This window comes from Vulcanisaeta sp. JCM 14467, assembly GCF_001316245.1.
Lineage (GTDB): Archaea > Thermoproteota > Thermoprotei > Thermoproteales > Thermocladiaceae > Vulcanisaeta.
This window is the reverse complement of the sequence record NZ_BBDM01000010.1, coordinates 77,300-103,462: the sequence shown is the minus strand read 5'-3', so window position 1 is coordinate 103,462 and position 26,163 is coordinate 77,300. Positions and strand designations below refer to the sequence as shown.

Annotated in this window: 39 protein-coding genes and 1 pseudogene; 18 read left to right on the top strand and 22 right to left on the bottom strand. The window is 48.6% G+C overall.

Going from position 1 to position 26,163, the window contains the following annotated elements:
• Positions 1 to 153 precede the first annotated feature (153 nt).
• The 11 genes from JCM14467_RS10195 to JCM14467_RS10145 all read right to left on the bottom strand — a co-directional run bounded on the left by JCM14467_RS10195 (position 154) and on the right by JCM14467_RS10145 (position 9,808).
• On the bottom strand, positions 154 to 642 hold the full coding sequence (locus JCM14467_RS10195; RefSeq protein ID WP_054850045.1) for a hypothetical protein: 489 nt from the start codon (positions 640 to 642) through the stop codon (positions 154 to 156).
• Between the two features lie 107 nt (positions 643 to 749).
• The gene (locus tag JCM14467_RS10190; protein WP_252901338.1) at positions 750 to 1,466 is read right to left on the bottom strand and encodes a hypothetical protein; all 717 of its coding nucleotides are present in this window, start codon (positions 1,464 to 1,466) and stop codon (positions 750 to 752) included.
• Positions 1,403 to 2,230 (bottom strand): hypothetical protein, encoded by an 828-nt coding sequence (locus JCM14467_RS10185; protein ID WP_054850043.1) that lies wholly within the window; start codon positions 2,228 to 2,230, stop codon positions 1,403 to 1,405. Before JCM14467_RS10185 ends, JCM14467_RS10190 begins: the two co-directional genes overlap by 64 nt.
• Entirely contained in the window at positions 2,220 to 2,561 is a 342-nt protein-coding gene (locus JCM14467_RS10180) for a hypothetical protein (protein WP_054850042.1), read from the bottom strand. Before JCM14467_RS10180 ends, JCM14467_RS10185 begins: the two co-directional genes overlap by 11 nt.
• Before the next feature lie 232 nt (positions 2,562 to 2,793).
• Entirely contained in the window at positions 2,794 to 3,015 is a 222-nt protein-coding gene (locus tag JCM14467_RS10175) for a hypothetical protein (RefSeq protein WP_252901337.1), read from the bottom strand.
• The gene (locus JCM14467_RS10170) at positions 2,970 to 3,860 is read right to left on the bottom strand and encodes a hypothetical protein (protein ID WP_054850040.1); all 891 of its coding nucleotides are present in this window, start codon (positions 3,858 to 3,860) and stop codon (positions 2,970 to 2,972) included. Before JCM14467_RS10170 ends, JCM14467_RS10175 begins: the two co-directional genes overlap by 46 nt.
• 41 nt (positions 3,861 to 3,901) lie before the next feature.
• Positions 3,902 to 4,285, bottom strand: a complete 384-nt coding sequence (locus tag JCM14467_RS10165) for a hypothetical protein (RefSeq protein WP_054850039.1) — start codon at positions 4,283 to 4,285, stop codon at positions 3,902 to 3,904.
• 11 nt (positions 4,286 to 4,296) lie between these two features.
• A complete protein-coding gene (locus JCM14467_RS10160) occupies positions 4,297 to 5,439 on the bottom strand; it encodes a hypothetical protein (protein ID WP_054850038.1) in 1,143 nt (380 codons plus the stop codon).
• Complete coding sequence (locus JCM14467_RS10155; protein ID WP_054850037.1) at positions 5,417 to 5,662, bottom strand: hypothetical protein; 246 nt, start codon at positions 5,660 to 5,662, stop codon at positions 5,417 to 5,419. Before JCM14467_RS10155 ends, JCM14467_RS10160 begins: the two co-directional genes overlap by 23 nt.
• On the bottom strand, positions 5,650 to 8,367 hold the full coding sequence (locus tag JCM14467_RS10150; RefSeq protein ID WP_054850036.1) for a hypothetical protein: 2,718 nt from the start codon (positions 8,365 to 8,367) through the stop codon (positions 5,650 to 5,652). Before JCM14467_RS10150 ends, JCM14467_RS10155 begins: the two co-directional genes overlap by 13 nt.
• A gap of 292 nt (positions 8,368 to 8,659) precedes the next feature.
• Positions 8,660 to 9,808, bottom strand: coding sequence for a hypothetical protein (locus JCM14467_RS10145; protein WP_054850035.1), 1,149 nt, complete (start codon positions 9,806 to 9,808; stop codon positions 8,660 to 8,662).
• A gap of 340 nt (positions 9,809 to 10,148) precedes the next feature.
• Between JCM14467_RS10145 and JCM14467_RS10140 the strand changes: the two genes are divergently transcribed.
• Entirely contained in the window at positions 10,149 to 10,628 is a 480-nt protein-coding gene (locus tag JCM14467_RS10140; RefSeq protein ID WP_054850034.1) for a hypothetical protein, read from the top strand.
• Positions 10,628 to 10,891 (top strand): type II toxin-antitoxin system RelE family toxin, encoded by a 264-nt coding sequence (locus JCM14467_RS17815; protein ID WP_252901336.1) that lies wholly within the window; start codon positions 10,628 to 10,630, stop codon positions 10,889 to 10,891. Before JCM14467_RS10140 ends, JCM14467_RS17815 begins: the two co-directional genes overlap by 1 nt.
• A gap of 9 nt (positions 10,892 to 10,900) precedes the next feature.
• Here the strand turns inward: JCM14467_RS17815 and JCM14467_RS17810 are convergent, their stop codons facing one another.
• Together JCM14467_RS17810 and JCM14467_RS17805 are read right to left on the bottom strand one after the other, a co-directional pair.
• Entirely contained in the window at positions 10,901 to 11,554 is a 654-nt protein-coding gene (locus tag JCM14467_RS17810; RefSeq protein ID WP_252901335.1) for an AAA family ATPase, read from the bottom strand.
• Positions 11,555 to 11,580: 26 nt separating this feature from the next.
• A complete protein-coding gene (locus JCM14467_RS17805; protein ID WP_252901334.1) occupies positions 11,581 to 11,979 on the bottom strand; it encodes an ATP-binding protein in 399 nt (132 codons plus the stop codon).
• Between the two features lie 86 nt (positions 11,980 to 12,065).
• Here JCM14467_RS17805 and JCM14467_RS10130 point away from each other — a divergent pair, with 86 nt between their 5' ends.
• The 4 genes from JCM14467_RS10130 to JCM14467_RS10115 are packed head-to-tail and all read left to right on the top strand — an operon-like array spanning position 12,066 to position 13,582.
• Positions 12,066 to 12,428: a retroviral-like aspartic protease family protein gene (locus tag JCM14467_RS10130; protein WP_054850033.1), complete on the top strand. Its 363-nt coding sequence runs from the start codon at positions 12,066 to 12,068 to the stop codon at positions 12,426 to 12,428.
• Between the two features lie 35 nt (positions 12,429 to 12,463).
• Positions 12,464 to 12,865 (top strand): HEPN domain-containing protein, encoded by a 402-nt coding sequence (locus tag JCM14467_RS10125; protein ID WP_054850032.1) that lies wholly within the window; start codon positions 12,464 to 12,466, stop codon positions 12,863 to 12,865.
• Positions 12,853 to 13,176, top strand: coding sequence for a nucleotidyltransferase family protein (locus JCM14467_RS10120; protein WP_054850031.1), 324 nt, complete (start codon positions 12,853 to 12,855; stop codon positions 13,174 to 13,176). The genes JCM14467_RS10125 and JCM14467_RS10120 overlap by 13 nt, the downstream gene beginning before the upstream one ends.
• Before the next feature lie 46 nt (positions 13,177 to 13,222).
• The gene (locus JCM14467_RS10115; RefSeq protein ID WP_054850030.1) at positions 13,223 to 13,582 is read left to right on the top strand and encodes a retroviral-like aspartic protease family protein; all 360 of its coding nucleotides are present in this window, start codon (positions 13,223 to 13,225) and stop codon (positions 13,580 to 13,582) included.
• Positions 13,583 to 13,603: 21 nt separating this feature from the next.
• On the opposite strand, the gene JCM14467_RS10110 is transcribed toward JCM14467_RS10115, so the two are convergent.
• Together JCM14467_RS10110 and JCM14467_RS10105 are read right to left on the bottom strand one after the other, a co-directional pair.
• Positions 13,604 to 14,275, bottom strand: a complete 672-nt coding sequence (locus JCM14467_RS10110) for a hypothetical protein (RefSeq protein WP_054850029.1) — start codon at positions 14,273 to 14,275, stop codon at positions 13,604 to 13,606.
• A gap of 48 nt (positions 14,276 to 14,323) precedes the next feature.
• Positions 14,324 to 14,881, bottom strand: a complete 558-nt coding sequence (locus tag JCM14467_RS10105; RefSeq protein ID WP_054850028.1) for a 30S ribosomal protein S4 — start codon at positions 14,879 to 14,881, stop codon at positions 14,324 to 14,326.
• A gap of 34 nt (positions 14,882 to 14,915) precedes the next feature.
• Between JCM14467_RS10105 and JCM14467_RS20100 the strand changes: the two genes are divergently transcribed.
• Genes JCM14467_RS20100 through rrp4 form a run of 8 tightly spaced genes read left to right on the top strand, consistent with a single transcriptional unit; the run spans position 14,916 to position 18,062 of the window.
• Complete coding sequence (locus JCM14467_RS20100) at positions 14,916 to 15,179, top strand: ATP-binding cassette domain-containing protein (protein WP_342765524.1); 264 nt, start codon at positions 14,916 to 14,918, stop codon at positions 15,177 to 15,179.
• Positions 15,176 to 15,808, top strand: coding sequence for an ABC transporter ATP-binding protein (locus JCM14467_RS10100; RefSeq protein ID WP_342765523.1), 633 nt, complete (start codon positions 15,176 to 15,178; stop codon positions 15,806 to 15,808). The genes JCM14467_RS20100 and JCM14467_RS10100 overlap by 4 nt, the downstream gene beginning before the upstream one ends.
• Positions 15,795 to 15,929 (top strand): hypothetical protein, encoded by a 135-nt coding sequence (locus tag JCM14467_RS19515; RefSeq protein WP_256359241.1) that lies wholly within the window; start codon positions 15,795 to 15,797, stop codon positions 15,927 to 15,929. The genes JCM14467_RS10100 and JCM14467_RS19515 overlap by 14 nt, the downstream gene beginning before the upstream one ends.
• Before the next feature lie 38 nt (positions 15,930 to 15,967).
• The gene (locus JCM14467_RS17800) at positions 15,968 to 16,396 is read left to right on the top strand and encodes a hypothetical protein (RefSeq protein ID WP_252901333.1); all 429 of its coding nucleotides are present in this window, start codon (positions 15,968 to 15,970) and stop codon (positions 16,394 to 16,396) included.
• The gene (locus JCM14467_RS17795) at positions 16,396 to 16,551 is read left to right on the top strand and encodes a hypothetical protein (RefSeq protein ID WP_252901332.1); all 156 of its coding nucleotides are present in this window, start codon (positions 16,396 to 16,398) and stop codon (positions 16,549 to 16,551) included. The genes JCM14467_RS17800 and JCM14467_RS17795 overlap by 1 nt, the downstream gene beginning before the upstream one ends.
• Before the next feature lie 45 nt (positions 16,552 to 16,596).
• Positions 16,597 to 17,295: a ribosome assembly factor SBDS gene (locus JCM14467_RS10090; protein WP_054850027.1), complete on the top strand. Its 699-nt coding sequence runs from the start codon at positions 16,597 to 16,599 to the stop codon at positions 17,293 to 17,295.
• Between the two features lie 45 nt (positions 17,296 to 17,340).
• Entirely contained in the window at positions 17,341 to 17,472 is a 132-nt protein-coding gene (locus tag JCM14467_RS20095; protein WP_342765522.1) for a hypothetical protein, read from the top strand.
• Positions 17,473 to 17,495: 23 nt separating this feature from the next.
• Positions 17,496 to 18,062: an exosome complex RNA-binding protein Rrp4 gene (gene rrp4, locus JCM14467_RS10085; protein ID WP_342765521.1), complete on the top strand. Its 567-nt coding sequence runs from the start codon at positions 17,496 to 17,498 to the stop codon at positions 18,060 to 18,062.
• On the opposite strand, the gene JCM14467_RS10080 is transcribed toward rrp4, so the two are convergent.
• Positions 18,052 to 19,032, bottom strand: coding sequence for an acyl-CoA thioesterase (locus tag JCM14467_RS10080; RefSeq protein WP_054850026.1), 981 nt, complete (start codon positions 19,030 to 19,032; stop codon positions 18,052 to 18,054). The two genes, rrp4 and JCM14467_RS10080, sit on opposite strands and share 11 nt — an antisense overlap.
• An 84-nt stretch (positions 19,033 to 19,116) precedes the next feature.
• On the opposite strand from JCM14467_RS10080, the gene JCM14467_RS10075 reads away from it, so the two are divergent.
• A complete protein-coding gene (locus JCM14467_RS10075; protein WP_342765520.1) occupies positions 19,117 to 19,890 on the top strand; it encodes a nicotinamide-nucleotide adenylyltransferase in 774 nt (257 codons plus the stop codon).
• An 18-nt stretch (positions 19,891 to 19,908) separates the two neighbouring features.
• Here JCM14467_RS10075 and JCM14467_RS10070 read toward each other — a convergent pair.
• From JCM14467_RS10070 to JCM14467_RS10060, 3 genes and pseudogenes are all read right to left on the bottom strand, one after another.
• Positions 19,909 to 20,967 (bottom strand): annotated as a pseudogene (locus JCM14467_RS10070) (acetoin utilization protein AcuC).
• Positions 20,968 to 21,041: 74 nt separating this feature from the next.
• Positions 21,042 to 21,941, bottom strand: a complete 900-nt coding sequence (locus JCM14467_RS10065; RefSeq protein ID WP_054850025.1) for a hypothetical protein — start codon at positions 21,939 to 21,941, stop codon at positions 21,042 to 21,044.
• Between the two features lie 47 nt (positions 21,942 to 21,988).
• Complete coding sequence (locus tag JCM14467_RS10060) at positions 21,989 to 22,474, bottom strand: HIT family protein (RefSeq protein WP_054850024.1); 486 nt, start codon at positions 22,472 to 22,474, stop codon at positions 21,989 to 21,991.
• Positions 22,475 to 22,552: 78 nt separating this feature from the next.
• Between JCM14467_RS10060 and JCM14467_RS10055 the strand changes: the two genes are divergently transcribed.
• Both JCM14467_RS10055 and JCM14467_RS10050 read left to right on the top strand, forming a co-directional pair.
• Positions 22,553 to 22,822 (top strand): hypothetical protein, encoded by a 270-nt coding sequence (locus JCM14467_RS10055; RefSeq protein ID WP_054850023.1) that lies wholly within the window; start codon positions 22,553 to 22,555, stop codon positions 22,820 to 22,822.
• Entirely contained in the window at positions 22,794 to 23,864 is a 1,071-nt protein-coding gene (locus tag JCM14467_RS10050; protein ID WP_252901331.1) for an AAA family ATPase, read from the top strand. Before JCM14467_RS10055 ends, JCM14467_RS10050 begins: the two co-directional genes overlap by 29 nt.
• Here the strand turns inward: JCM14467_RS10050 and JCM14467_RS10045 are convergent.
• Genes JCM14467_RS10045 through JCM14467_RS10035 form a run of 3 tightly spaced genes read right to left on the bottom strand, consistent with a single transcriptional unit; the run spans position 23,861 to position 25,041 of the window.
• Positions 23,861 to 24,166 carry a hypothetical protein gene (locus JCM14467_RS10045; protein WP_252901330.1) on the bottom strand — a complete coding sequence of 102 codons (306 nt, stop codon included), beginning with the start codon at positions 24,164 to 24,166 and terminating at the stop codon, positions 23,861 to 23,863. The two genes, JCM14467_RS10050 and JCM14467_RS10045, sit on opposite strands and share 4 nt — an antisense overlap.
• A gap of 40 nt (positions 24,167 to 24,206) precedes the next feature.
• Positions 24,207 to 24,509: a glycosyltransferase family 2 protein gene (locus JCM14467_RS10040; protein ID WP_054850020.1), complete on the bottom strand. Its 303-nt coding sequence runs from the start codon at positions 24,507 to 24,509 to the stop codon at positions 24,207 to 24,209.
• Between the two features lie 13 nt (positions 24,510 to 24,522).
• Positions 24,523 to 25,041, bottom strand: a complete 519-nt coding sequence (locus tag JCM14467_RS10035; RefSeq protein ID WP_054850019.1) for a glycosyltransferase — start codon at positions 25,039 to 25,041, stop codon at positions 24,523 to 24,525.
• A gap of 132 nt (positions 25,042 to 25,173) precedes the next feature.
• Between JCM14467_RS10035 and JCM14467_RS10030 the strand changes: the two genes are divergently transcribed.
• Complete coding sequence (locus JCM14467_RS10030) at positions 25,174 to 26,154, top strand: hypothetical protein (protein WP_252901329.1); 981 nt, start codon at positions 25,174 to 25,176, stop codon at positions 26,152 to 26,154.
• Positions 26,155 to 26,163 lie beyond the last annotated feature (9 nt).

The window sequence follows — 26,163 nt, the reverse complement described above, 5'->3', positions numbered from 1 at the left end:
TAAGGCTCGGAGTATCATTGGCATGATGATACACGCCATGCCTGACTCTATGTAATACCTATAAAATGATTGTGTCAGGAAGTCAGACCCTCCTTAGGCCCTTACCTCCTGGAGTAGGGCGTTTTGCACGTCCTGCATTGCCCTAACCTCCTGTCAGAGCCTTCCCTGGGACTCAATGGACTGCCTGAGTAGGCTTAGTACCTCGCCCTCGTCACTGCGAACCTGCCCAACCACCTCCCAGGTGTTTCTCTGGGCCTCCACTAACTGCTTAACGGCTTCCCCAAGACCCTCCTGCGCCTTGACAATCCTCTCAACCATGTCTATGTCCCTGCCCAGAGTCTCGGCTAGGTTCATTATCGCCTCATCAATCTTGGCAAGCGTGTCAGTGACCTTACCAAGCATCTCCGTAATCCTCTCCTCACCCTTGGTCATTCCCTGCATGGCATTGACCGACTTGCCCTGGGACTCGGCAAGCCTAGCAATAGCGCTGACCAACTGCTTAATGCCGGACTGGATATCCATGATACCCAGCAGACCCATTACCGCGAGCCTAAACTCCTCATCCTCACGAAGCAGCCTAAGCAACTTATCCATATCAACACTGAGTTTGGTACCATTAGCCAGTAACCACGGCCTGAGCATATAAGGTTAGTGGCGTTAAGGGAAAGAGGGAAAGGGTGAAGGAAAAATTGAGGGAATTTTGAAGGAGGAATTTTGAGGCTTTTAAGGTGTTCTAGGCGGTTAAGTCATTACTTCGGCGGACCAAGTAGGCCGGCTAGTCTCCTCCTCCTCCAGTTGCTGTACTCAATCAGCAGTATCACTATCAGTATTATCACTATTATTATCACCACAGCCAGCAGTATGAAGGTGCTCACAGGCACAAAGCCAACGCCAGGTATTTTAACGCCACTCACCGGTATCGTCAGCGTCCTCGTTATCGTCTGCCCAGCCTCACTACTCGTCAAAGTCACTGTGGTGCTCGCACTCTTTCCATAGCTATAGCCAGTTATTGTACACGTTATTGAGCCACTGCTCGGTATTGGCACAACAACGGTCTGCGCACCAACACCACTGGCAATAGGCACGCCTGAGCACGTCACATTAACCGTGGCCTCACTCGTCAATGGCTGACCACTGGCACTCACAGGCGTTACTGTTAACTCAACGGCTGGTACGGACACTTGAATTGGCGTTGTGGCATTGCTACTCGTCACGTAGTAGGTGTAGGTGTAGCCCAGTGGTATGCCCTTCCATGACTGCACTGACACTGTTACCTGGGCTGCGAATGGGGCTATCGGCGTTACGAAGGTCGCCGTAGTCAACTGGCCCTGGGCATTCGTCGTTCCAGTACCAGTTACTGCAGTGGTTGATGTACATACACTTGGTGATGGCATTAGCGGAGTCACACTGTACGTGTAGCCAACAATTGTTGATGCCGGTGATGCTGCGTAATCGTCACTGGGCACTCAGGCTCAGACACACTGTAGCTTAGGGTAACGCCGGGCGCTGGGCCGAAGCTCGACAGCACAACCACTATGTTGGCTGTCGTCAGTATGTTGCTTAGTGTGAAGGACTCAATGGCCTCGGTAGCCGTCACAGTCCTCTGTATGCTGAAGGTGTTCTCAAACACAGGCACTAATTGCAATGTTACACTATGACTTGAACTACTGCTTATTGCCTGCTGTATCTCCTGCCAAGTCAATGGCGTGCCGTTAGCGGCGTAGTAGGCAACAACGTAGTAGTTAGTCGGCGGTAACTGGCTCGTGGCTGGTGGGTATATCCTATAATCAACAGGTGTTATTGAGCCGTCAGTGCCGGTCACGTTGAAGGCCAGGAGCTCATTGCCCGTTGTTGGCTGGTCAAACACAACAACCAAGGCGCCAGGTATCCCAGTGCCCGTGGCACTCTTTAGGTATATTGTAGCGGGCACAACGTGCGTCTCAACAGCCGTTGAACTAAACGCATTGCCTAGCGTCTGTACGTCAGTGGTTATGTTGGTGTCGTAGATGTTGATGTATGGGTAGGCGCCATTTGTTATCTTATACAATAGGCAGCTGTCGTACCAATACACAACAGTCCTGTTATTAGCTGGCAACGGCTGCATTAACTGCCCATAGGCATTGCTAAAGTCTATCGCAACCGCTCCAGTGCCTGCGCAGAGCCACGGTGATGTACTTGTTCCGTAGGCAACAACCATCTGGTTGGGCAGCGGCCTACCATCAGTCCTCAATAGCCGCTAGCGGTATTGTCGGGTACGTGAACACCAACTTAGCCTCAGTATCATTGCTCGCACTGGGCAGTAGGTCTGGCGCCGATGGAATACCAACATAGCCAGAGACATCCCACCATACACCTGAAGCAAATGGCATATTAATAGTTGCATAGAATGTCGGTGCCGGTATTGGGTATGGTAAGTCATCGTAGAACACGTGCTGAGCACCAGTTATCGAGCTTGAGCTGCTGTAGTATGGCGGATACAGCGGTATTACTACTGTCATGTTTACATTATCTAGCTCACTGCCTGCATATAGCGTGGTGAAGTTAATGGGTGGCGACGTCAACGTAGCTCCAGCTGACTTATGTTGTAGGTGTACGGCCCAATACTCACCGTGCCATTCGGGTACACTGTGAATGGTAATGCCGTGCCATTGGCTAGGTAGAAGGTGGCGTTAGGCGGTACATAGTAGACAGTGGCGGATAGGTCCGGTATATATGGCGCGTAGCTGCCGTTATCGCACCACGTTGAGGCGAACTCATAGCTGCTGCCGTAGATGTACTTAACGGGTATATCGACTATCGCCCCTCGGGGAGCTCAACGGTTGGTATACTTATTGGGAATGTCTTGCCAGCCGATGAGTACTTGAAGCCAACTATGAATATTGGGAATGATGCATTGTTATAGACCTCAACACTCTCCAGGGCAACCGTCCTAATGTTATACACTCCATTAGCCGGCATTGTACTCAGCGTCACGTTCCACAGGTCCTCTGGGAATAGCGTATCGACAAGTAGCATTGGGCTGATGTACCGCCAGTGCCTGCGCCTATCGCGGTCATGTTACCATTTGGCACCCTTATCTGGAACTGCTGCGGTCCTATTTGCTGCGGCGCACTCCCACTCACTACTACGCCAGGCGGTATCTCGCCCGTGTATACCGCCTTAGCTCCATACTTAGGCGTTATGTAATTCAACAACACGTAGCTGCTTATGGCTAGCTGAGGCAGTGGTGATGGGGCTGTCGGCGTGTACTGGCTCGGCGTGTACACAGCCTTTATGCTTCCGTAACCAATGTTAGGCGTGCTCGTCGTGCCCATGACCCAGAACCTCGCGATCCTCGTGCCGTAGGCGCCAGTCGTCGGTGCCCACCACGGCATGTCAAACACAGCCTCACCACTGCTTGGTACTGGTATCACAACAGTCAGTGGGCTTCCGAAGTACGGGAACCACTCACTATTTGGCGTTGGGTAAGTGAAGGGCAAATATCCCGTAATGTCCGTACTATTGGTCGAGTTGTAATAGGTGTATAACGGTGCCTCGTAGTGCTTCACATAACCGCCAAATCCAGTGCTTAGCACTGGGGTTAGCACATGCACGTGGTCGCTCTCAGTAGCTGGTGGTAGTACGTAGTAGGTGCCGCTGCCGTAGACGTAGAGTATCACTGCTAACCCGGTGATCTTTCCTTCCACCTTGGTCTCTATCAAGGTGATATTTAGTGGTAGGTATAGCGGAACCGTCCTAGTCATCGCCTCCTGGAATAGTGACGTCTCGTTAATACTGTAGACGTAGTACCACGTAACCTTGCCTGTACTCGTTACGTTGGCTGCGTATATGCCTATCGTGGCGTTGGTTATCGAGGTCATCCCAGTGGCGTTTATGTAGGCCTCCCACAGTCTATAGCTTATTAGGTTGGGCGATAGTGTGTAGTTGAAGCCAGTATTGAGTAGGTGTTCTGCGTTATGTAGATTGCAGGTATTGGGGCAGGCCCATTGGGTATCTCCTCGAAGTAGTAATTCGTGGCTAACTGACCGGGTGCTATATGTGAGTACTGCACTGGAGTGCTTGTGCTATTTAGCAGGAGTATACTCGGCGTTAAGTACGTCTCATTGACCAGGAGTCTGAACTCGCTATAGCCCGTGGTGCCGACATACAGCATCGAGTCCGCAGGCAGTGCCGTCACTAGTTGACCAGCCGCTGTTGCATAGATTGGTATGCCCATCGTTAGGTTGAAGTAAACATCGTTTGGCATTGTGGCCTCGTCGAATACGTTCGGGGAAATGCTACTCATGTATAGTGGTGTTAGGCTTGTTGTTGGAATACGTGAGTTGACGTAGAAGCCATTAGGTCTGGCAGTACGTAACCAGCCATCGAGTATAGATTATCAATAAGCTCAGGTGTTGGTGCTGGCACTGGGACTGGCGTTCTTGATACTGACTCTGATATATTCTTAGTACCGTTTAGGTACACGTATAACTCATTCGGCGTTAGTATTCCTGAACCAGCCACGTTAAATGGATATAGTATGTCGCTAATGTACTGCTGTACCTCATCGCTGTATAGGTTTGACCCTGGCATTACGTATTCCCTGTATAGTACGTCTGTGAATGTTAGGCCTAGGTAGGTGTTGCCCACTGGGTATAGCCCACTCTTACTGGTTATGTTGAACTTGACTGGGTAGACACTCGCCTCAATGACTATGCTGCCCGGCGGCACTGAGACCGCCTTACCGCCCTCGTAGACTGTGTAGCTCGTCACGTACTGTACCTGCCCGGTCGGCGTCACCACGGCTATCTCATTGGGCTGCGGCACTGGGACTAGGTTGTTGAAGACTTCCTGGCCTAGGTAGTAGACCTTCATTGGGAATACTTGGCCCGGCATGAATAGTCTAACGAATATGGTGCCCTCGTGCGGCGGTATTGATGGGAAGCTGAACACAGCGTATGGCGATGCAGTGCTGTAGTTAGCCAGTAGCGCGGCTAGTGCGTAGTAGCTGTAGTTGCCCACGTACCAGGCGAAGTACTGCTGCTGCGTTATTGAACCACTCTGGTAGGCGGACTGCGTGGTTGATAGTAATGACTCAAATGTGCTCTCTAGGCTCTTGTATATTGGCTGCATCCAGGTCTGCCCAACAACCCTGAAGTCAGTTAGGTTGAGGTACAGCGTTGGGAATGACTGCCACTGGCTGGCTAGGTAGTACGGGCTGTACTGGTCATCGATCACCAGCGTCACGTTGTAGTAGAAGCTTGGGCAGTAGCTCGGTGTCGCGCATGGGTAGACCGGCTGGCTACTCAGTACATTGCCTTCCAGATCCGTCACATAAATCTTTAGAGTCTCAACGGCCACGGTTAGTGGGAATACTTGGCCGCACGTGGTGGTCACTGGTATGCTGAACTGGGCGTTGTAGTACACGGTTAGGTCCTCATCGAATGGACCTAGTACCAAGCGTGTATACGTAGGAGTTTGGTGATAGGCCTAGGGCAGTTGCATATGCTTGATATGTCTGCCCGTAATCAGACAATACCTTGGCATATGAGTAGGCACTGTCCGTGGCTGGGCTTATGGTCCTCACCTTAAGCACCACGTATGACACGGGCTTTATGTAGCTTGCATTCAGCGGCACATTCATTACGTAGGCATAACCACTGGAGTTGGTTATTGCTCCCACATCTTCTGCCCAGTCACTGCGCTATACATATTCACTGCAAAGCCCCACAGTGGGTATGCCGGCGTTGTATTGCTCAGCACCTGCACGTTGATGTCGATCAGTGGGAAGTAAACGATACTGATCACGCCAGGCGTCAGTACGTAGTTATACTCGGGCTGCCTACTGGTGTAATTGACGCTGGGCATTACATAGCCGTAGTAGTTCAGCGTGAAGTTGAACGTCGGTGATAACATCTCTATATACGGCGCGCCGGATACTGAGGATATCTCCAGCGCCACGGGCGCCGTGATCTTCAGCACATACGCCGTGGGACTCAGGGTGACCGGTGGTAGTGTCGCCGTTGCACCACTCGGCGTCTTCTCGGTTATAGACACAACACCGCCGGTCAGCGTCTCATTGCATAGGTTCAGGAACTGCACGTTGAAGACCGTGTAGGTAGCCGCTATGTAGGCAACCTCGGATAGGACATTCTCATACTGCAACATACCATAACCAGTGGCATTAATGTGTACACCGGTTGGTGTGCGGATGTAAGGCTCAGTAGTACTATTATCGTAGAACGAGAGCAACGTAGTATTACTCTCGCTTATTGGGTACACATCAAACATTGGCATCCATGGTACCGTTACTCCATTGTTCTTTAACGAGCCTGGCTCGTAGCCGAGCTCATACACTCCGTAGCCCACTGTCACGCCGTTGTACATTAGCCAGAAGCTGTAGTAGTAGTACTGCGGTGATTTAACCGTTATTGTTAGCTTTGTTTGCTGTCCGACACTTATTGAAGCGTTTAGTGGCGGTGCTGGGAACCAATTAACCTCGGGCGTCACCAACACGCCTGATATTGATGACTGCTCAAACGGTGGGAATTGGGCTATTGTGGCTGGGAATGTCGTTGGCGTTGCACCCAGTTGGGTGGTTGCTGAAACCTGCTCCTCGTAATATAGCATACCAGAGACTGCGCCGGTTGGCGGTGTCTGGCTTATTATTGGGCCTGTTGATGAGAATGCGTAGTAAATGGTTACGTAGGGTACCTGGTCTGGGCTGAGTGGTAACTGCTGTGATGCGGAGACTGTGGATGAGAACTGCGTTATGTTTATGAACACGGGCATCAACGCAACATATATATTATTTATCGTCACTGGGGTTAATGGGCCTTTCAGGAATGATTGGGCAACGCTTATTGTGGCTGTGAATACGGGCTGGTTCTCATAGAATATGTAGAGTTCGGGCGTTGGGAATGAGGAGCTCTGGAATGACGGCGCTCCTGGACCAGTACCGCTGAAGTAACCGATGGGTACCAATGCCGCTGTTGTTTCGTAGTACTCAAGGTAGTTCTCACTGACTACGGTTGCCACAGGCGTTGTCTTGAGTAGCCACTTGACGTAGAGCTTCTGGGCAAGTATTGGGTTGGGTATATTCGTGGCACTATAAATTATTGGGTTGCCCTTCAGGTCATAAACACTACCAATGAGGAACTCAACGACTGGAATGCCGATAAATAGTGCTGGGCTCGTATTTGATGCATTATCTAGTGCCGTTAAGGCTACTGCACCAACCGTCCAGTTATAGGCCACGGCTACATTAAATGACTCAGGCGTTGTATAATTATTTGTTGTTGCCGTTGTGTAGTTGAATAGTACCACTGACTGGCCGCTTGGGTATACGTAACTAACGGTTATTACTATTGGCTGGGCTTTGACGCTTGGGTAGTTATTATCTGCTGAGTTGAGCCCACTGAATTCATTGGTTACGTAGTAGATTGGGCCGAAGCCCGTGTATTCACCGTTGAATAGTGCTGATACGGTGCTGTTGTACGTGGTTGGTCCAAAGACCGTCACGCCAGTGCCCAGTGTAACCGAGGCCTCAAGCTGCGATGCTGATGATAATGGCTCTAGTGGTATTGATGCATTTGCAGATGCACCAACGTATAGGAAGAAGAAGTATAGGTCTGGAAGCACCACGTATAGGTCGCTTGATGTAGTCTCGCTGCCATTGACGGGCCTGAATAGTGGGTATTTATACGCCGTTATGGGTGTCTCGCTTGGTGGTGTGTAGGTTACCGTAGTTGTGACTTTAGGTATTAGGTATTTAGCTATTGATGGTGATACCGGTATGTAGCTGGCGGTGCTGACTGTTGTTAGGTTGTTCATTAGGTCTGCCAGGTCCATGAATGTTGATGTTACGTTGAATACGAGCCAGTTGGCGCCGCCGTAATTATCAAGCACCACCACCACTGTCCAGTTTGCGTAGACCTGGCTTGGTAGTACATTGCTGAATGGTGTGGTTACTGTCCACGTGATGCCACCGGTGCTGTTTGCTGTGGCGGTTGCGTGCATCATTACCGGTGAGAATAGCTGAAAACCGGTGCCATTCCAGTAGTAGACGTCGCTTGCGTTGGCTATGTAGATGGTGAAGGTTTTACCGGCTGTGAAGTACCATGGAGTCATATTACTAATTAAGTAACCATATATTAGATTGGCTAGGCCGCTTGGCGTTACTCCGTACTCAAGCCTTGCGTCTGTTAGGTTCCAGGATATTGTCCATGTTGTTGGTGGTATTGGTACTGACGTTGGTCCGTATGTTGGTCCGTATTGCTGGGCGAGTGCTGGGTGTCCTAGTCCGGCAACTACTCCTATTATTACTAGTAGAGTTATTAGTGGTATTATTGGTTTAGGTAGTCCCCAATTGGTTTTGGACCTGGTCATCGGGCTACGCACTACGGCTGGGTTTATAAGGGACTCGTTTGGAAAATTCGTTGAACAGGTTCGTGGAACTTGCCCGCTCTCGTGGAACAAATAAATATAATATATAGAATCATACCTATTATATATTTTGATTACGGGCGATTATTAATGCCTAAGGGTTTTTACTGTGTGGTTATTTTAATTCCTCTTGGTCTTGTTTATGGTTTTATTATATTTACGTATTGTTGGGTTAGCCATGGGGCTGGTTGGGGATTGCCGTTGTTTACCTGCCAGGTGAAGAATACCGCCGGGGTTAGTATGTCATTCTTACAGTTTTGGAAGTTTGGGGGTGAGCTAGGTATACGGTGCAGTACTTGACCCAGATGATCATTATTAGGTAGTAGTTGTTTGGTTGTTGTGGGGCTGTTATCGTTACTGGGTTTGTGATTACTGTTGCTGGTGTGTTGTTTATTGTCGTCACATTCATGGGTAGTGTTAGGTAACCAGTGTTGCCGTTCCAGGTTGGCCAGTTTGTGGTGTTTAAGTTTTTGATGTAGTATACCTCGCTGTATGTGAATTCCGCATTGCTTGTTAGTTCGAAGATTCCAATTGCCGTGGGCAGGCTACTGTATAACGCCGTGTTGCTGGGTATTGTTATGCTTAGCTCATTCCCCGAAGTACTTATTGATGGCCAGTTCCCCTCGAAGATCTCGTTGTTGCCGCTTGGTGGGGGCGGTGGGCATATGTTTTGGTAAAGTATTGTGCAGCCTATGATGCCGGGGCCTGCGTCACCGCTGATTCTGCTGTTGAGTGTTGTTAATGGGCCTACTAGGAATGGTATGCCCGGTGTTTGGCTTAGGAAGTAGCTCCATGATTCGCCATACAGCGGATTGAGGTTTATTGGGTCGGGTCCTAGGCTGAGTAGGTAGTAGCCGTTGCTCAGGTTTATTATGATGCCCGCAAAGCTTAGGTAATTAGTGTCCGAGGCACCTACGTAGTTAAGTGCGGCTCCGTATGCGTAGGTTGCGTTAACGCTAATCTCAACCCAGTGATAGAGGTAAGGGCCGTAATAGGCATTGTTGGCTGTGTCTGCAGCATCCAATGCATTACTCGTCTGCGGATCAAGCATCACAGGCCCCACATTCGTCAGTAGCAACACGGGTTCTGTGTTGTTGCTCACGTATTCGTAGGATGTGAGGTTAATGAGGGTAAATGCACTTGGTGTTACTTCGCCTATTATCGTTACAGGTCCCTTGGTGCTTATTAGGGTGTTTCCCTGGGTTATTAATCCGCTGTATGTTGCCGCTGCCCTGCCCACGGTATTTACGTGGTTAGCAGCCATGTTCTCCAGGGTTATTACCGTCGATAGTACGGTTATGGCTATGCCAATGCCCATGAGTAGGGCGATAAGCACAAGCACTCCTGCGAGTATCGTCGATAGTGAACCCTTGTTCCTACTCATCAATTAATTATTAGCAATACTGTTAATAAGGCACTACGAGGAATACCTACGGAAGGTATTTTAAGGGGTGATAAACGACAAATTACGTGTTAGCACCAGCAGTGTCATTACAGCACCTAGTTCCTAAACCCATAGGACTTGGTGGAACTGTGGCGCTAACCGTGGGGCAATTTAGCGATTATGTGGCCGCTTTAGGTGTACCACGTGATTTGATGGATTATGTTATGAGGCGTTTAAAGATGCCCTGGATCGTGAGGTACGTACGGTCTTAAACTCCACTGACCTAACCAATGAGTTTCTACTTGACTTATCAATGTTCACAAATAGGGTTATTAATCCCATGATTAGGTTGACCCAGGAGTTGGCTAATGGTATCGTCTTTAGGGGAATTTCTGTTGATGACTTTAATAAGGCTGAGTTAGCTATTGGTAAGGAATTGGCTAAATTAATTAGGTCTACGAATTATCCATATGCTGAGGACCTTGTCTATGCATTATCAATATTAATTGAACATGATCACTGGGTCATAAATAATGTGGCCAGGTATGGGTTTAACGGGCTCCTGTCTCGGATCAATGAGAGGGCGCTTAATGAGGCGGGTGACACGTCGGTATACTTAATGGCTACGGCATTTGCGTGGTACTCAGCCACTGCCGCTGTGCTGGGCCTTATCAAGGAGTTTAGGGGAGTTAATAGGGATGCGCTCGCTCAATGGTCTAGGGCGTATGCTGAGGAATTGAATGCATATATAGACACCCTGGATCTATTGATTAATGATGAAACGTATAAGACGTTAAAGGAAGAGGGCGTGATTACGTAATGAGTGAATATAGCGTAAGGTTTACGCGAAAAGCCAAGAAGACATTAGATAATTTGCCTAATGATGTTCGAAATAGAATCCTTGCTAGAATTAACGAGTTAATCATCAACCCAATCTGCGAGAAGAGACTTAAGGGAAGGCTTGAGCGATTATGTCGAATGAGGATTGGCGATTATAGGGTGGTTTATTTAATAGACCATGAGAATCAGGTCGTAGTGATCATTGATATTGGTAAACGTGAGAATATCTATGACAGATTATGAATACCCTACTCATTTTGTTAGTCTGAGCACGGCGTACCTAATTATTGGGTCTGGGATTCCGTATTGCTCACCGTCCTTGGTTAGGAAGCCCATTTTCACGAGGTTGTTCAGGTCCCTGGACAGGGTGGCGTTTGTTGGCTTCGCTCCAGTCCTAGCCATTACGTACCTCAACACGTCACTCCACCTAGCCCTGCCAAGAACGGCCACGGCCTCCATCACGTACCTGTAGTACTGGCTCCTCGAGAACAACTCCTCAAGCTCAGCCCTAACCAGGTTCGCGCCCAATTCCTTAACCTCCTCAATCGCGTCTTCGCCCTTCTCCGGGTAGAGCCTGCCGAAGTAGACGAGCCAGCCCACAATACCACCGAGCTCATCCGCAGCCCTCTCCAGGACCTTGTCCTCCACGTTAATGCCCAACTCCCTGAATCCCCTCCTTAGGAACTCGATGGATTTCTCCCTATCGAATGGCTTGAGCTCTATTGCGTAGTAATACCTGCCGTAGAGCTCCGATGACGGGTCGTCAAGTCCCAGGAAGTCGTGCAGCAGCCCAACCTCGCTGCCCGTGAGTACCATGGTTATGTTCCTCAGGTGGTCATAGGTGTAGGCTAGTAGGGGCCTAAGCCCAATCGTTGAGTACCTGAGGTACTGGGCCTCGTCAAGCACGAGGATAACGTGCTTACCAACGTTGTTTATCGCCTTAAGAACCTTGCAATGCCATCCCTAACCCTCGAGGCGCTAACTCTAACCCTGGCAGGTCCGAGGGCTATGTCAATTTCGTTAATGGCGTCTTTAATCTTACTCCAGATGCTGAGATTGCCCAGCGATGCCTTCAATTCCTCGTAAATCCTCTCCGCAGGGACCTTCCTGGAAACATTGTCATAGAGCTTCCTGACGTCGATGAACACATAGTCAATACCCAGGGAGTTGAGTACTGAAAGTACTAGGCTTGACTTACCAACCCTCCTAATACCGAGTACGAGGACCAACCTCTCGTTAAGACCCCTCCTGAACCTATCAACCTCAAACTCCCTATCGAATAACTCATCTAGTGAGGACTTGGGCTCGGTGCTGAATAACGTTAGTATCACCCCTGATACTAAGTATCACTCCCAATACTTAAGTCTTCTCTGAAACGAAAAAGTTTAAGGTTAGCGGCTTAGGATAAATATTGATTATGGGCCATGTGTATGTTGATGTTGAGGTAGTTGGAAGTAAGGGAGTTGGTAGGTTCAGGGCTCTCGTGGATGCTGGGGCTACCTACACGGTTATTCCCAGGAAGGTTGCCGAGGAGTTGGGCGTGGCCACCACTGGTAGGCGTGTTAGGGTTGCCACGGCGAAAGGCGAGGCCTTCCTTGATGAGGGCATTGCGGTCATTAGGTTGATGGGTGAGGAGAGGGCTAACGTGGTCCTGATCAGCGATGATGTTGACCGAGTGCTTGTTGGCGTGACGACTCTCGAGACCTTCGGCCTCAGGGTAGACCCAACAACGGGTCAGTTGGAGAGGGTTGGCGTACTCCTCCTTAATTTACGTCAATAGGTTTATTACCCTGAGCATCGGCATTAATATACTTCATGAGTCTCGACGCAGCAGAGGACTTCATGAGGAGGGCCGAGGAATACCTAATGGTTGCCAGGGTATCCTTTGAGAGAGGTTTCTATAATGCCACGGCTGTTAATGCCGAGATGGCCGCTCAATTGGCTGTTAAGGCATTGCTCATTAAGTTGGGTGTTGAGCCACTAAGGACGCATAATATTAGGGCATTGCTGGGCCTACTGGCTAATCAGTTGAGCGGCGGTGTTGGTGAGGAGGTTAGGAATTTCGTGGGTAGTAATCGTAGGGATTTAATAATACTTGAGGACTCAGGGAGTTTGGGTCAATACGGCGCGCCGAGTGTTGATAGGGATAGGGCCGAGATTGCGTTGAAGGCTGCGAAGTCCGTCATTGACCTGGTGAGGAGGTTATGGAACCTATAGAGAGGATTAGGTTGCTCAGGGATTGGAGGTCGTTGATTAGTAAGGTCCTGCCCATACTCAGGAAGTACGCCATTGAGACTTACGTGTTTGGTTCCGTGGTCACGGGCAGGGTGACTGGCTCTAGCGACCTGGACATACTCCTCGTAATTGAGGATGGAGACCCTCTCGACGTTAAGGTTAGGGTAATTGAGGAGGTCGAAGACGCGTTTGGCGAGTTGGCTTACTTGATTGATGTTAAGGTTGTTAATGCCAGGGATAGGGATAGGCCGCCGTATGCGTGGTTTTTGAGGAATGCCGTTAGGGTCCTTTAGGCGGGGCTAAAGACTTATTAGTCCAGTCCACGGTATTAGATCGGTCATGGGTGAGGTTTGGGTTAGGGTTAGGATTGGTTCCCTGGATGGTTCCGTGATCAAGGATGTGGATGCCCTAGTCAATACGGGTGCCACCGACACTGCCGTGCCTAGGGACCTGGCCGATGAGTTAGGGTTACCTGCATTTTATAGGGATGCCGCCGAGACCGCCAGTGGTGAGGTTGAGTATGTGGCGAGTGCTGCGTTAGTGGAGGTTGAGGGCCGTAGGAAGATTGTACCCGTAATGATAATCAACGGCTTGGATAAGGTCCTCATTGGACAGACGACTCTTGAAACCCTGAACCTAATGGTTGATCCGGGCACTGGTAGGTTGGTTAGGAAGAGGAGGGGTGCGTTGCTTTATTGAGCCAGGCACCGGGTTTGGTGCTTAGCACTGCTTCTGTTGTTCCTGCCCTTTCCGCTCCTCTTGCCCCTGCTGTTGCTGCTGAGACCTCCTGATGGCCTCACCAACCATTATGCTGGCGTAGATATGTAGCTTCCAAGCCTCCGGGTACTCACCGTACTCCCTAACCACCTTCCTAGCAAGCTCACGAAGCTCCAGGGCCTCCTCCAGCGTGAGCACGTCCTTATCAAGCAACTCCTTAATCCTCTCCCACTCTTCCTTACTCAGGGGATTGCCGGAAACCGCGAGTCTCATAACCCTCCTGGCCTCATTACGGAGCATCGATGCCTTCTCAGCCTTAAGAAGCCCCTCAGCACTCAAGTACTCAACGAAGAACTCCTGGTAATCACTGTAAGCCTCGGCCAACCTACTAATCCTAGCATTAACTTGGTTAAACTTCTCATCAACGTAGCTCTTTAGGTTCTTTTCTAGTTCGTTGAATCTTTGGTTTATTTGTTCGAATCTCCCGTCGATCTCCCTGAATCTCTCGTCGATTTGCCTAAACCTCTCGTCAATCTGCCTGAACCTTTCATCAATCTGTTGGAACCTCATCTCAATCTCCTTAAACTTGCCGCCAAGCCAGTAAAGCGAAGTACCCAAAATAACAATAATCGTCACTACAGGCCCAACAATACCAAGTAGCAGCGATGCATCCATATCTAAGATAAGGTGATACCTTGGGTTAAAAACCTTCCCTCAGCTTGATTACTGGCTTTGTTGGGCCTCCTGGGCCTGTTGAGCGCCCTGCTGTGGCTGTGCGAGTAGCCTCTTTAGTATTGGGCTTGTTATGGCGTAGGTCACCTTGTCCTCCAGGTCCCTGGGCACTAGGTAGCCTGGTGACTTGACAACCCTGCCATCCACCGCGATGTGCCCGTGAGTCACCAACTGCCTAGCCTCGTATATGGTCCTTGCCAACCCCTTCCTATAGACAATGGTCTGTAACCTCCTGTCCAGTATTGCCCTGACATCGAGTGATAGGACTGCGTCGAGTGGTATGTCCTGCTCCGGTATGAACCCCGCCTTGAAGAGCCTAGCCTTGAACTCCGTCTCAAGCTTAGCCCTCTGCTCGGCTGGCATTGAGAGTAGTGACCTCGCCCTATGCTTCAACCCCCTCAGTATGGTCTTGGCAAGCCAAAGCTCCCTCTTATTCCTAAGCCCGTACTCACCAATGAGCCTAAGCTCCTCCTCGAGTAACTGCCTATTCCAAAGCCTCCTTGGCTTACCGCCGATGTACTTCTTCCTTGGCTTCCTTGGATCGCCCATTCAAAACGGCATATGCACAGAACCCTTTTTAAATTTGAGGTTCCCCACAGCTACGCAAATGCAAGCAATAATGGTTAGGGGATTACGAAGAAGCTTTGGAACCAGAGAGGTCCTTAGGGGCGTCGACCTTGACGTTGATTACGGCATGATAGCCACATTACTGGGCCCCAATGGCGCCGGCAAGACTACACTCATTAGGATATTAACCACGGAATTAATGCCGCATAGCGGCGAGGCCTATGTTGCTGGCTTTGACGTTGTTAGGCAGGCACCCGAGGTTAGGCGTAGGATTGCGTGATTCCACAGGATGCCAGGCCCATATCCTACATGACGCCGCAGGAATTCGTTTACTCATACTTACTACTTCGTGGCTTGTCCAGGAATGATGCAAAGAGGGCGACTAGGGAGTCGCTTGAGGAGCTTGGTTTATGGGAGCTTAGGAATACGCCTATCTACCAATTGTCGGGTGGCATGACTAGGAGGGTTTTAGTTGCTGCGGTGCTCGCTTCGAACGCTGAGGTGGTGTTTCTCGATGAGCCAACCGTGGGTCTTGACGCCGCGTCCCGGCGCGTTGTTTGGAATTCCCTACGGCGATACAGCAACAACGGCGCTTCAATATTCCTAACGACCCACTATATCGAGGAGGCTGAGCAGATATCGGATATGGTATTCCTAATTGATAAAGGCTTGATAGTTTCTCATGGTCGGCCAGACGAGCTTGTTGAGAGACTGCCTGGTAAGTACGTGGTTGAGTACCCAGCATCTATGAGTGATGGATCGTGCATTCGTGTTGGCTCCTCATGCTTCTCCTTCGTGAACTCCCTGGACGAGGTTGGTGATGGCGCCATTAGGGTTTCGCCGAAGTCCCTTGAGCACTATGTCCTGGTTACGATTAAGTCATGGGGTGAGGAGGGTGAGGAGGGTTAGGGGTGGCTTGAGGCATCAGTTGAGGGCTATCCTAGTGCTTGCCTGGCTCAATGGATTGCTACCAATACTTAGGTCTCCACTTTGGACGGTATCTACCTGGCAACCCCAATCTCCCTACTGATATTACTTACGGTGCTTTACCGGGGCATTGGCATGATCATGGGCATTGTGGGAGGGCTTGTTTGGACAATGCTGTCAAGTGGCACAGCCCTTATTGGCGATGCCGCGTATTATAGGCTTGAACTCAAGTTCCAACAGATGATTGTGGCAACACCAACAAGCCCGTTGGCATATACCATCGGTCTCGCACTTAGTGAAGTCATATTTACGTTGCCTGGCATCGTCCTGTTTACGGTGTTATTAATTCTTAAGGTGCCCATTAATTTGTGGGGCGCCTTGGAAATCATGGCATCACTAGTACTCCTTTGGTATGCCGTGTCCTCCATAGCCTTTTACTCATCGACCCTATTCACATACATTAGGTATACATGGGCTGTTGTTAGCCTACTAACGCTGGCGCTGGGTGTTTTACCCCCTGTTTATTACCCAGCCACTTACCTGGCAGTGCCTGGTGGGTTGCGTATTTAGTGCCGACCTCGGTCACTGCCATGGTTATACAAAATGCAGTTGGGGTTACCCACTACTCCATGCTTCAAATAAGCATTGCCTATGTCTCCAGCATTGCCTGGTGCGTCGTGGGTACCGTGCTAACACTGAAGGTTGCTAAGTGGAGAACCCCGTAACTTACGTGTAAAAGAATTAAAAATTCCCCTGCATAGTTGGGTGATATGAGTAAGAGAAATTATGTGATTGCCAGGTATGAGAAGGATGGCTACGTCTTCGAGATACTTGTCGACCCGGATGCAGCCCTGGACATGAGGCTTGGTAAGTCAGTGAGTATTGATAAGGTTCTGATAACGGACACGATATATAAGGACGCCAGGAAGGGCCTTAGGGCTAGTGAGGAGTCTTTGATGAGGGTTTTCAAGACCACGGACCCGAGGAAGGTGGCTGAGTTCATTGTTAAGAATGGCGAGTTACCACTCACGGCTGAGCAGAGGAAGAGACTCATTGAGCAGAAGAGGAAGCAGATAATTGATTGGATTAGTAGAAATTGCATAGATACTAGGACCAGGACTCCCGTGCCTCCGCAGAGGGTTGAGGCTGCCATGCAACAGGTCGATGTAGCGATAGACCCATTCAAGCCCGTTGAGGAGCAGGTTAATGCCGTAATAAAGGCCCTCCAGAGGGTGTTGCCGCTTAAGGTAGCCGTTAGCGTCCTCGAGATTAGGGCGCCAGCCGAGCATGCCCATAAGGTCAGGAATACCCTATCGAGGATGGGTAGGGTGATTAAGGAGAGGTTTGAGGGTGATGGCTCGCTGGTCATGCAGCTGGAGGTCCCCGCTGGGCTTCAGGACACGATAATTGCTAAGGTGAATGAGTTGACCCATGGTTCTGGTGATGTGAGGATTATTTCCACGTCGTAACGCTTAGTCTAGGATTAAAAATAAAATAGGGAAAACACAGGTTATTTGATTATGCCACTATACGTCAGTGATAAGCAGATAGTACTGCCGGGGGATGCTGTGGCAACTAAGGACTACAACATTAGCGGTAGCGTTTACTGGGATGGCGATGTGGCTACTCAGCAGTTGTTGGGCTAATAAACATCAGGGGTGAGAGGGATGTGGAGGTAATACCGCTTAGCGGCATTTATAAGCCTAGGATTGGCGATATAGTAATTGGTTACGTAGTCGACATCGGACTCACTGGGTGGGTTATCGACATTAAATCTCCATACCCAGCCTACCTACCTGTCCAGGAGGCCACATTAAAGCCCATTGATTTGACGACCGTTGACCTGAAGAGCTTATTGGGTATTGGTGATATCGTGTTAGCTAGGATAATCGACTTTAACCTAACCAAGGACTACCCAGTGACGCTCACGCTCAAGGAGGCTAGGCTTGGTAGGATTGAGGGTGGTACCCTTGTTGAGATTGATGCGAGTAAGGTGGCTAGGGTCATTGGTAGGAGGGGTTCCATGGTCGGCATATTCACTGAGGAGCTTGGCTGCGACGTTACGGTTGGCCAGAATGGTAGGGTTTGGATTAGGTGCAGGGATCCTAGGGATGAGTCGTTTGTTGCCAGGGTCATAAAGCTAATAGAGCGTGAGAGCCACACGAGTGGGTTGACTGATAGGGTCAGGTCTATAGTGACTCAATACAAAGCTAATAAGGCAGGTACTAAGGGTTAGGGCCGGGGCTTAACCACATCCTCTTAATCCTAGCCAACTCCTCATCCCTAACCTGCCTCCTCCTCTCACCCTCCATGAATAGTTTCCTCTCATAATCATTACTAGGTATGTACTCAGGAATGGGTGCGGGTCTTCCACTACTGTCAACATGTATGTACGTGTAGTATGCCGTGCATACATGCCTAGCCTGACCGTATGTACCCTCGGCAATTACGTCAAGCATTATCTCCATTGATGACTTACCGACATATGTAATCCCAGCCCTCACTATGACTATGTCACCAACCCTAATTGGTGCGTAGAATGCCGTCTCATCCACGGAGCCCGTCACGGCCGCACCACCCGAGTACCTAGCCGCCAATAGCCCGGCTATCTCATCAAGCCAGGCCAATAATCTGCCTCCAGATACCAGGTTTCCCACGAATGCGTCTGAAGGCATGGCCCAGCGACTGGACTCAACACGCCACCTAAGTCCCTTAGTCGGATCCGTCAGGTCAAACCTCTTGATTTTCCTATCCCCAATCTTTCTCTTCCTCTCCTCATACCTCCTCCTGGCCTCCTCGTAAATCTGCCTCTCATCCTCAGCCGGCTCTATGGAGTTCTTTATCGGCCTTGGGACTCCGTACTCGTCAACAGCCACGTAGGATGCCGTGGTCATGGTGACCAACTCCTGCTTACCGCCTGGGCTCTCCTTCCAAGCCTCGATCCTCACCTCCATGGATGATGTACCCACGTACTCCACCCTCGCCTTGAGGATTACGAACTCGCCGAGCCTGACGGGCCTTATGAAGAAGTGCCTATCTAAATATGCAAGGACTGCTGGGCCCCTGGAGAATCGTGTGGCGGCTACAGTACCTATGTTAGCCATCCACTCAAGCATTCTGCCGCCGAATAAATTGCCGAGGGAGTTTATGTCGAAGGGTTGGACGGCCTCAACGAGCGTCACCTCCGTATCCTTAATACTAACCATACCATGTTACTTCTCAGTGGCATTAATTTAAGTATAATCGTTCCCTGGGAAATAGATAAAATGTCCTGCACTAATTAGTGTTGTATGGTTAGGGCGTTATTCGTTGGAAGGTTTCAACCCCTGCATAAGGGTCATGAGGAGGTGATTAAGTGGTTATTAAGTAAGTATGAGGAATTGGTTATTGCAATTGGGTCTGCTAATGAATCGTTCACGCCGAGAAATCCCTTCACAGTTGGTGAGAGGATTGAAATGCTTCATTCGATGCTTAAGGAATTGAACTTAATAGGCAGGGTCCTTTACTGTGCCGTACCCGATACTAAGGGCGATTCGGCCTTGTGGTATGCCTACGTCCGTGAGCAATGCCCCTCATTCGACATAGCCTACACGAATGATGAGTTCACCAGGTTATGCCTTGAGTATGGTGGTGTTAAGGTCTTAAGCACGCCGCTCTTTAATAAGGAGGTTTACAGTGGCACGAGGATTAGGGAGTTAATGGCTGCTGGTGATAAGTCGTGGCGGGACCTGGTGGCAACCGGCGTATTGCCGGTATTGAGTAGGATTAATGCCGAGGATAGGGTGAGGAGGATAATGCAAAAAAATAATTTAAGGGGTTTCCTTAACCGATTCGGCGTGAGTGAGGAGTTCTTTGAGGAGGGCGGTGAGGAGCAAACAAAGGCATTAGGTGAGGGGGGTGGCGGCGGTGAGGAAGGTGGTGAAGCCACTGGTCGAAAGATATACATGTGCCTTAGGTGCGGCAGGGTATTCTCGCTTGAGGACATGATAACGCCAGGCGTTCACTGCCCATACTGTGGCTATAGGATTATTGTTAAGATAAGTCATTCCAGACAAAGAGGATAACGCATATTGAGTGAGTAATCATAAACCAAACCTCTGCTTTATGGCGTCAATCACATACAATGCCTCCTCATAATAACGCCCTGGAGTCCTCGTGGGCTCTTTATCGAAGTAACCTGAGTACTGACTGAGCTTGCTGGGGTCTGTGAGGAATACTGTGGCTAGGAACCAGGTCTTAACCGTATTATAGACGTCATAACCTCCACCGCCCGTTAGGACTAACTTGCCGCCGGCGTACTTATGGGCGATTTCATGAACGACGCGAAGAACCTTCAGGTACGATTCCGTGGTTAGGTCAAGAATTCCAAGCTCATCGCCTGTATGGGCATCAACGCCAAATTGAAGCACTAGGAATTCGGGTGAGTACCTATCGAGTATGGGCTTTATTACCTCGTCAATCACCATTGAGTACACGTCATCGCCTATATGGGGTGGTAATGGTATATTCACCTTAAGCCCCTTACCTGCACCGACGCATCCTCATCAATCCACCCAGTGCCTGTAGAACCGACCGTCGTAACCGTGGGTTGATATTAACAGCACATCCTCATCATCAAAGACCGCTTGTGTACCATCAGCATGATGGACGTCGACATCGACCACGGCAACGCGCCTAACGCCATGATTCCTAAGCCACCTAACCGCAATCGCTATGTCATTATACACGCAGAAGCCAGCCGCCTCACTGGGCTTGGCATGGTGAAATCCACCACCTGGGTTAAAGCCATGCACGTACTCACCCTCATTAACGAGCCTCGTAACGAGTAATGTACCACCAACCCTAATAGCGGCAGCCTCATGAACGCCCCTGAAGGCAGGTGTATCGCCATAGTCCAGGTAGCCAACACCGTTAATGCTAGCGCTCTTGACATAATCGACGTAATCCTTAGTATGAACCAACATCAACTCCTCATCTGAGGCAGGACTAGGTTCCACTAAATCAATGTATAAACCCAACAGCCCATGCTCCCTAAGCAAATCGACTAACTGCTTCTCCCTATGCGGCTTGAATGGATGCCATGGACCGAAGTTATAATCTAAGTATTTATCTGAGTATGCTAGTACGAGTTTTTTCCATATTCTAATTATGTAAAGTTGAGGAATAATTAAGCTTTCTGAATAGTTATTTATTTATTAAGTATATTAAGAAATAACTATTGAAGATGAATCTCTGAAATCTCAACATCAAAGTAATGCTCGATTAAATTATTATCTACCAAAGCATTCAACAGTAACTGAGACTTACTACCGGCTCTGATTATTAACTTATCCCCATCAACACTGACCAGGAACCCGTGAAGCTTAAGCACATTTGATATATTATCAAGGCCGCCGTGAACCCTAACCACAACCTCCAGGGGCTTACTCTCCCGTACCTTAATGCTGTGCTCCTTAATTAATTGAATAACCTCACTGGTTATTTCACGTGGTTCGGCATCCCTGGGTACCGATAGTATTATAGTTGGATAATTCTCAAGAGAGAAGTGGTGAACAAAGTCGGCTGGGTCTGAATCAACGATGCCGTAGTCATTAATTCTTATTGACTCGGGGGTTACTATTGACCACTTATCGGAGTTCATGAGCATTATTATGAGCTCGGGATTTACCTCATGTACGAGATTATGAAGCTTTATTGAGTACTTGCTCCTAAGCGTTAGTGCATCATACCTTACTGGTATTCCTTCATCGTCAATTGAGTAGAATGGCCCCTTTCCTCGGATCATGTCCCATGAGTTGTATGGCCAGGGGTTTGCCATGGGTATTACCTTAATTGACCACTTGCTTAGTTGTGAGGCGCTGAAGGTAGGTATTGGGTATATGTGGTTCACGCATTTATTAAGAACCATGTAAATCAACGTATTGCTTATCCTGTAATCATTTACTGAGAACCCAGTCACTATTAATATTTGCCTTGTTCCAGCACCTAGCGTTAGTATTGGGAATTCCCTATCTGTTACTGAGCCACACTTGAGGGATTCCATAAGTGAGTATACGTACTTGGGCGTTACTATGTCCGTGAGTAATGCCTTCAATGGCTCACCTGTAAATGGCACAAATCCCGTTAGTTTAGGCGTTTATAAGAAGTACATTTATTGGTTGCTTATTCAATGAATTGCTGCATAACCTCCCTAAGTCTCTCTGCAATTTCCTTGGTCTTATTCATTACGAATTCAGGATCCACCGACTTGAAGGATATCACTGATGGTTTGGGAACAACGTGAATGTGCATGTGCTCCTCAATACCTGCGCCGGCGACTCTCCCAATGTTTATCCCTACGTCAAAATCACCATATTCAATACCGAGGACCTTGGCCAATGCCTTAATAATAGCCACTAAGAGCATTCCACATTCACTTACTTCATTGTTGTTTAAATCTGTTATTGATGGTACGTGCCTATTGGGTACTATCATAACGTGACCAATGTTGTATGGGTACTTATTCATGATGATGAAGCACCACTTACCCCTGTAAACCATCAACCCATCATCATTACCTCGCAGGTAAGCACACAGCGCACACTCACTGCTTTTGTTATTCGTTGATTTTATGTAGCTCCACCTCCACGGTGTGAATACAACCTCCATTCATGTACGCATTACTTTAGTTAATAAAAGGCTTATCCGGCGGAAAGATATTTTACCCTACATAGGCGATTATTTTCAATGACAAAGATAGTCCATGTCAGGAAATTCATACCACTCAATGTGAGCGTTGGTCAGTTAGTCAGGGGCGTTGAGTTTGATGTTGCGTTGAATAGGCTTGATGAGTCGTTAAGCAAGGCATTGAGTGAGTTAAGTAGTATTGCTGGGTCGCATATTAGGCAGGTGGGTATTAACGTTAGTAATGTGAGCCTAGGCAATGTTAGCGGAATATTAATAATAGCCTACGCACTGGTTGATGAGGATGACGAAACTCGTGAAGACAGTGGTTAAGGGGTTCAAGGGCCTCGGTAGGGGATTAACCGTAGACTTAAATGGTAATACAGTGATTGTGGGCCGCAGTGGTTCAGGTAAGACGAGCCTAATGGAGGCCCTAGCCCTATTAATGCAGAGCCGGGGCGAGGAGTGGCTCGTCCTTGAGGGAAACCTATTAATTATTCATGAACCTGAGGACCTGGCCTATGGGTTAGACCCTAGCGAGGTCATAACGATTGGTGTTTATTACGAAGTTGATGAGGATGGGGAAAACCTTGGGCGTAGTACAGGTCTTGAGTTAAGTAGGGGCTCCATCATTGGCTATCACTATAGTTTCAGGCTGAGTGATTACTGGGTTCGCCAGGAACTATACCTGGATGGGGAATTAGTGGCGGTTGCCGAGAAGGTGGGTAATGAGGGGTACATGAGGTATCCTGTGAGTGCCAGGTTATGTATTGCGCCGACCCACGTTATGCATGAGGATGCATTCATCACGTGTGACGGAGATGCCTCAAGGAGGGCTTATTCCCTGGCGTTCATTTTGAGGAATATGCTTAAGAATAAGTTTTACTACCTCAGTGAAGGCAGGGTTTGCTGGTGGAAGAGGGATTACGAGACCACGGTGGATTTACCGAGCAACTCCGTGGGATCTGACGGTCAATACACCGTGCATCAACTCTCAGTAATACAGACGAGGCCCGAGTATGAGGGTATCTACAATGAGTTGATGGATCTGGTTAGGGAGCTTGGTATAGAGGGTGTTAAGGCAGGTTTCACAGCTCCAAAGAGGGTCTCTGGGTACATTAAGGTTGGTGGTAAGTGGGTTCCCATGTTCCACACCGGCCTTAAGATGAGGGCTCTGCTGCCGATATTCGTTCAATTAATCCTCACACCGCCAGGCTCTGTATTGCTTATTGATAGTGTTGACCTGGGTCTCACGAATGATGAGTTAAACACCGTGGTTGATATAATTGATAGGATGGCTAGGAGGATTGGGTATCAGGTGGTAATGAGCAGTAAGGTGGCTCCTATCGGTAACATAAGGGTTGTGACGATTTAACGGGCAGTCTTCAACCAATTATTGACTGGCACTAGCGGTGATGTTATTGTCACCGTACCAAGTAATAACCAATACGCTGGTAATAGAATGATCGCCCTCCCCATGTTCATGCTCTCATTTATGAAGTCACGCATTAGGTATAGAACTACGACCTCCGATATAGCCATAGCAAATATTAATTGATAAAGGGATCCTAGTGCGAGTATCCTCGTTATTACGGCCATGTAAGTAACGGCGATAAAGCCAATGATGGAGATTAGTAGTAATGCCGAGGGTAGCGCTATTAATATGTACAACGCCAACACCCTGAGGCATAATCTAATTGAACACCCTGCTTAAGTATCAAAACCAGGTTCTGGGCATAGCCTTATTCCACCTAATCCTCTGCCTTATGAAACTAATTATATTCACAGGCGCCAACTCATACACGTAGGAATCAAGGAGGCCCACTGAGTATCCATGGCTGGATAGCTTTAACGATAATAATGCATCCTCAGCTAGGCTAAGTGGTATTGAATCGATGACGTCCTTCCTTATGAAGAGCCCCTCCCCGGATAGCGGCGTTATCTTGATTGTCGACTTTAGAAATGGTATGACTGCATTATACCAAACCATTGACTCAAGGTACATTAAGCCACCAAGCACGCTATTCCTAAACCTATAAACTGGTGCCCACGGCTGCGTAATTCCTCTCAATCATTAGGAGAACGGCATTGAGAACCTGGTCGTTTGGAAACACGTCATCAGCGTCGTAAAAGCCGATTATCAAGCCTCCCGCATGTTTAATCGCGGTGTTCATAGCCACGGCTTTAAGCCTACGTCCAGAATTCTCATTAATCACCATCTTAACATTGAGCGAGCTTAGGAATTTCTCGACGGCCTTTAGCGCCTCATTGAGGGTGTGCATATCGTCCTTATCAACAATTATTAGGACCTCGAGGAGGTTCTTAGGGTAGTTTTGCGATGATATGCTGTCGAGGGTCTTCTCAATACTTTGTCTCCGCTCCTTATAAACGGGTACTACGATTGAAACCTTTGGTAAATTCTCAACCTGGGTATTGGTTAATGATGGTCTTTCATATGCGTGGACCTTCCTTGAAATTAGGTATTGTATTGCCCATAATGACGTGCCTATTATTACTAGGGCTTCTAATACGGTGATCACGCTGGCTGTCATATTACGGGTATCTATGTTTAAGCCATTTAAAGCATTTTTATTCACAGGATAATAAGGCTGGTAATATTGTGGTGGGTATTACAGCTATGGCTGAAATGAGTGCTTTAAATAGTGACAGGTCATTGATGTGCTGTGGACCTAAGCATTAGGATTATTCAGGAGAGTGATGAGTATCAAGTGATTATTGAGGGTGATGGGGCGACGCGCATTCTTAAGGCTAAGTCCATTAACGAACTCATCGATTCATTAAGTACTGAGATTAAGGACCTATTAACGGTTAAGGAGAGCAGTGATACCCTAAAGTCAAGTAACTGCACCCTGAGGGGTTGGTACATCAGGATACCAATCACTAAGTTGCTCGACATGATCGCATTCCTGGTAAGGAATAGGCAGGGTGGTGATGATACGGAGTTAATAATGAAGTACCTGGACTCCCACGGGCTTAGTAGGTCGAATTATAGGGTCATCATTCCAACCCTATCGGCGCTAGGTCTTTGGCGGCAGGGTAAATTGGCGAGGGAGGCTGAGGAGTTAGGTAAAGCTGTAATTAGTGGTGGTTCGGAATTACCCAATTTACTTTATAGGATTGCCATTAGGAACTGCGCATTGAGGGAGGTAATTGAGAGGATGGCGGAGGGATTGCCGATAAATGACTCGATAAAGCTTCTGGGGCTTACGAGGAGAGACGAGATTAACTACACGAGTAACCTGCTGGAGATCATAATGAGTAGTGATGAGTTTAAGTGTCTTCAATACTCAAAGGCCCTGGATAATTACCTAAGGGGTAGTGGGTGCTTCACCGTGAACGACCTACCCAGGGGTTGCGTATTGAATCAGGTGATTACAATATTCAATTACTTAGTGAGCAATAAGGGCTTTCACCTAATGAGCCTTCTCGGTGATGTTGATGTTACGGTAAATCTAAGCCTAGTTACTACACAGCAGAGCAATGATTATGCGATGATAATCCAGGGTGGTAAGCCCATTGGCGCGTTGATTGGTGATGTCATAACCACGAACAGTAACTACGCGCCTAGGGCTAGGGAGGCCGTGGATAGGCTTGAACCCATTGCGGCGAAGGTTATCAGGCTAATAACCTATTGTTTAGCATGATCATAGTGC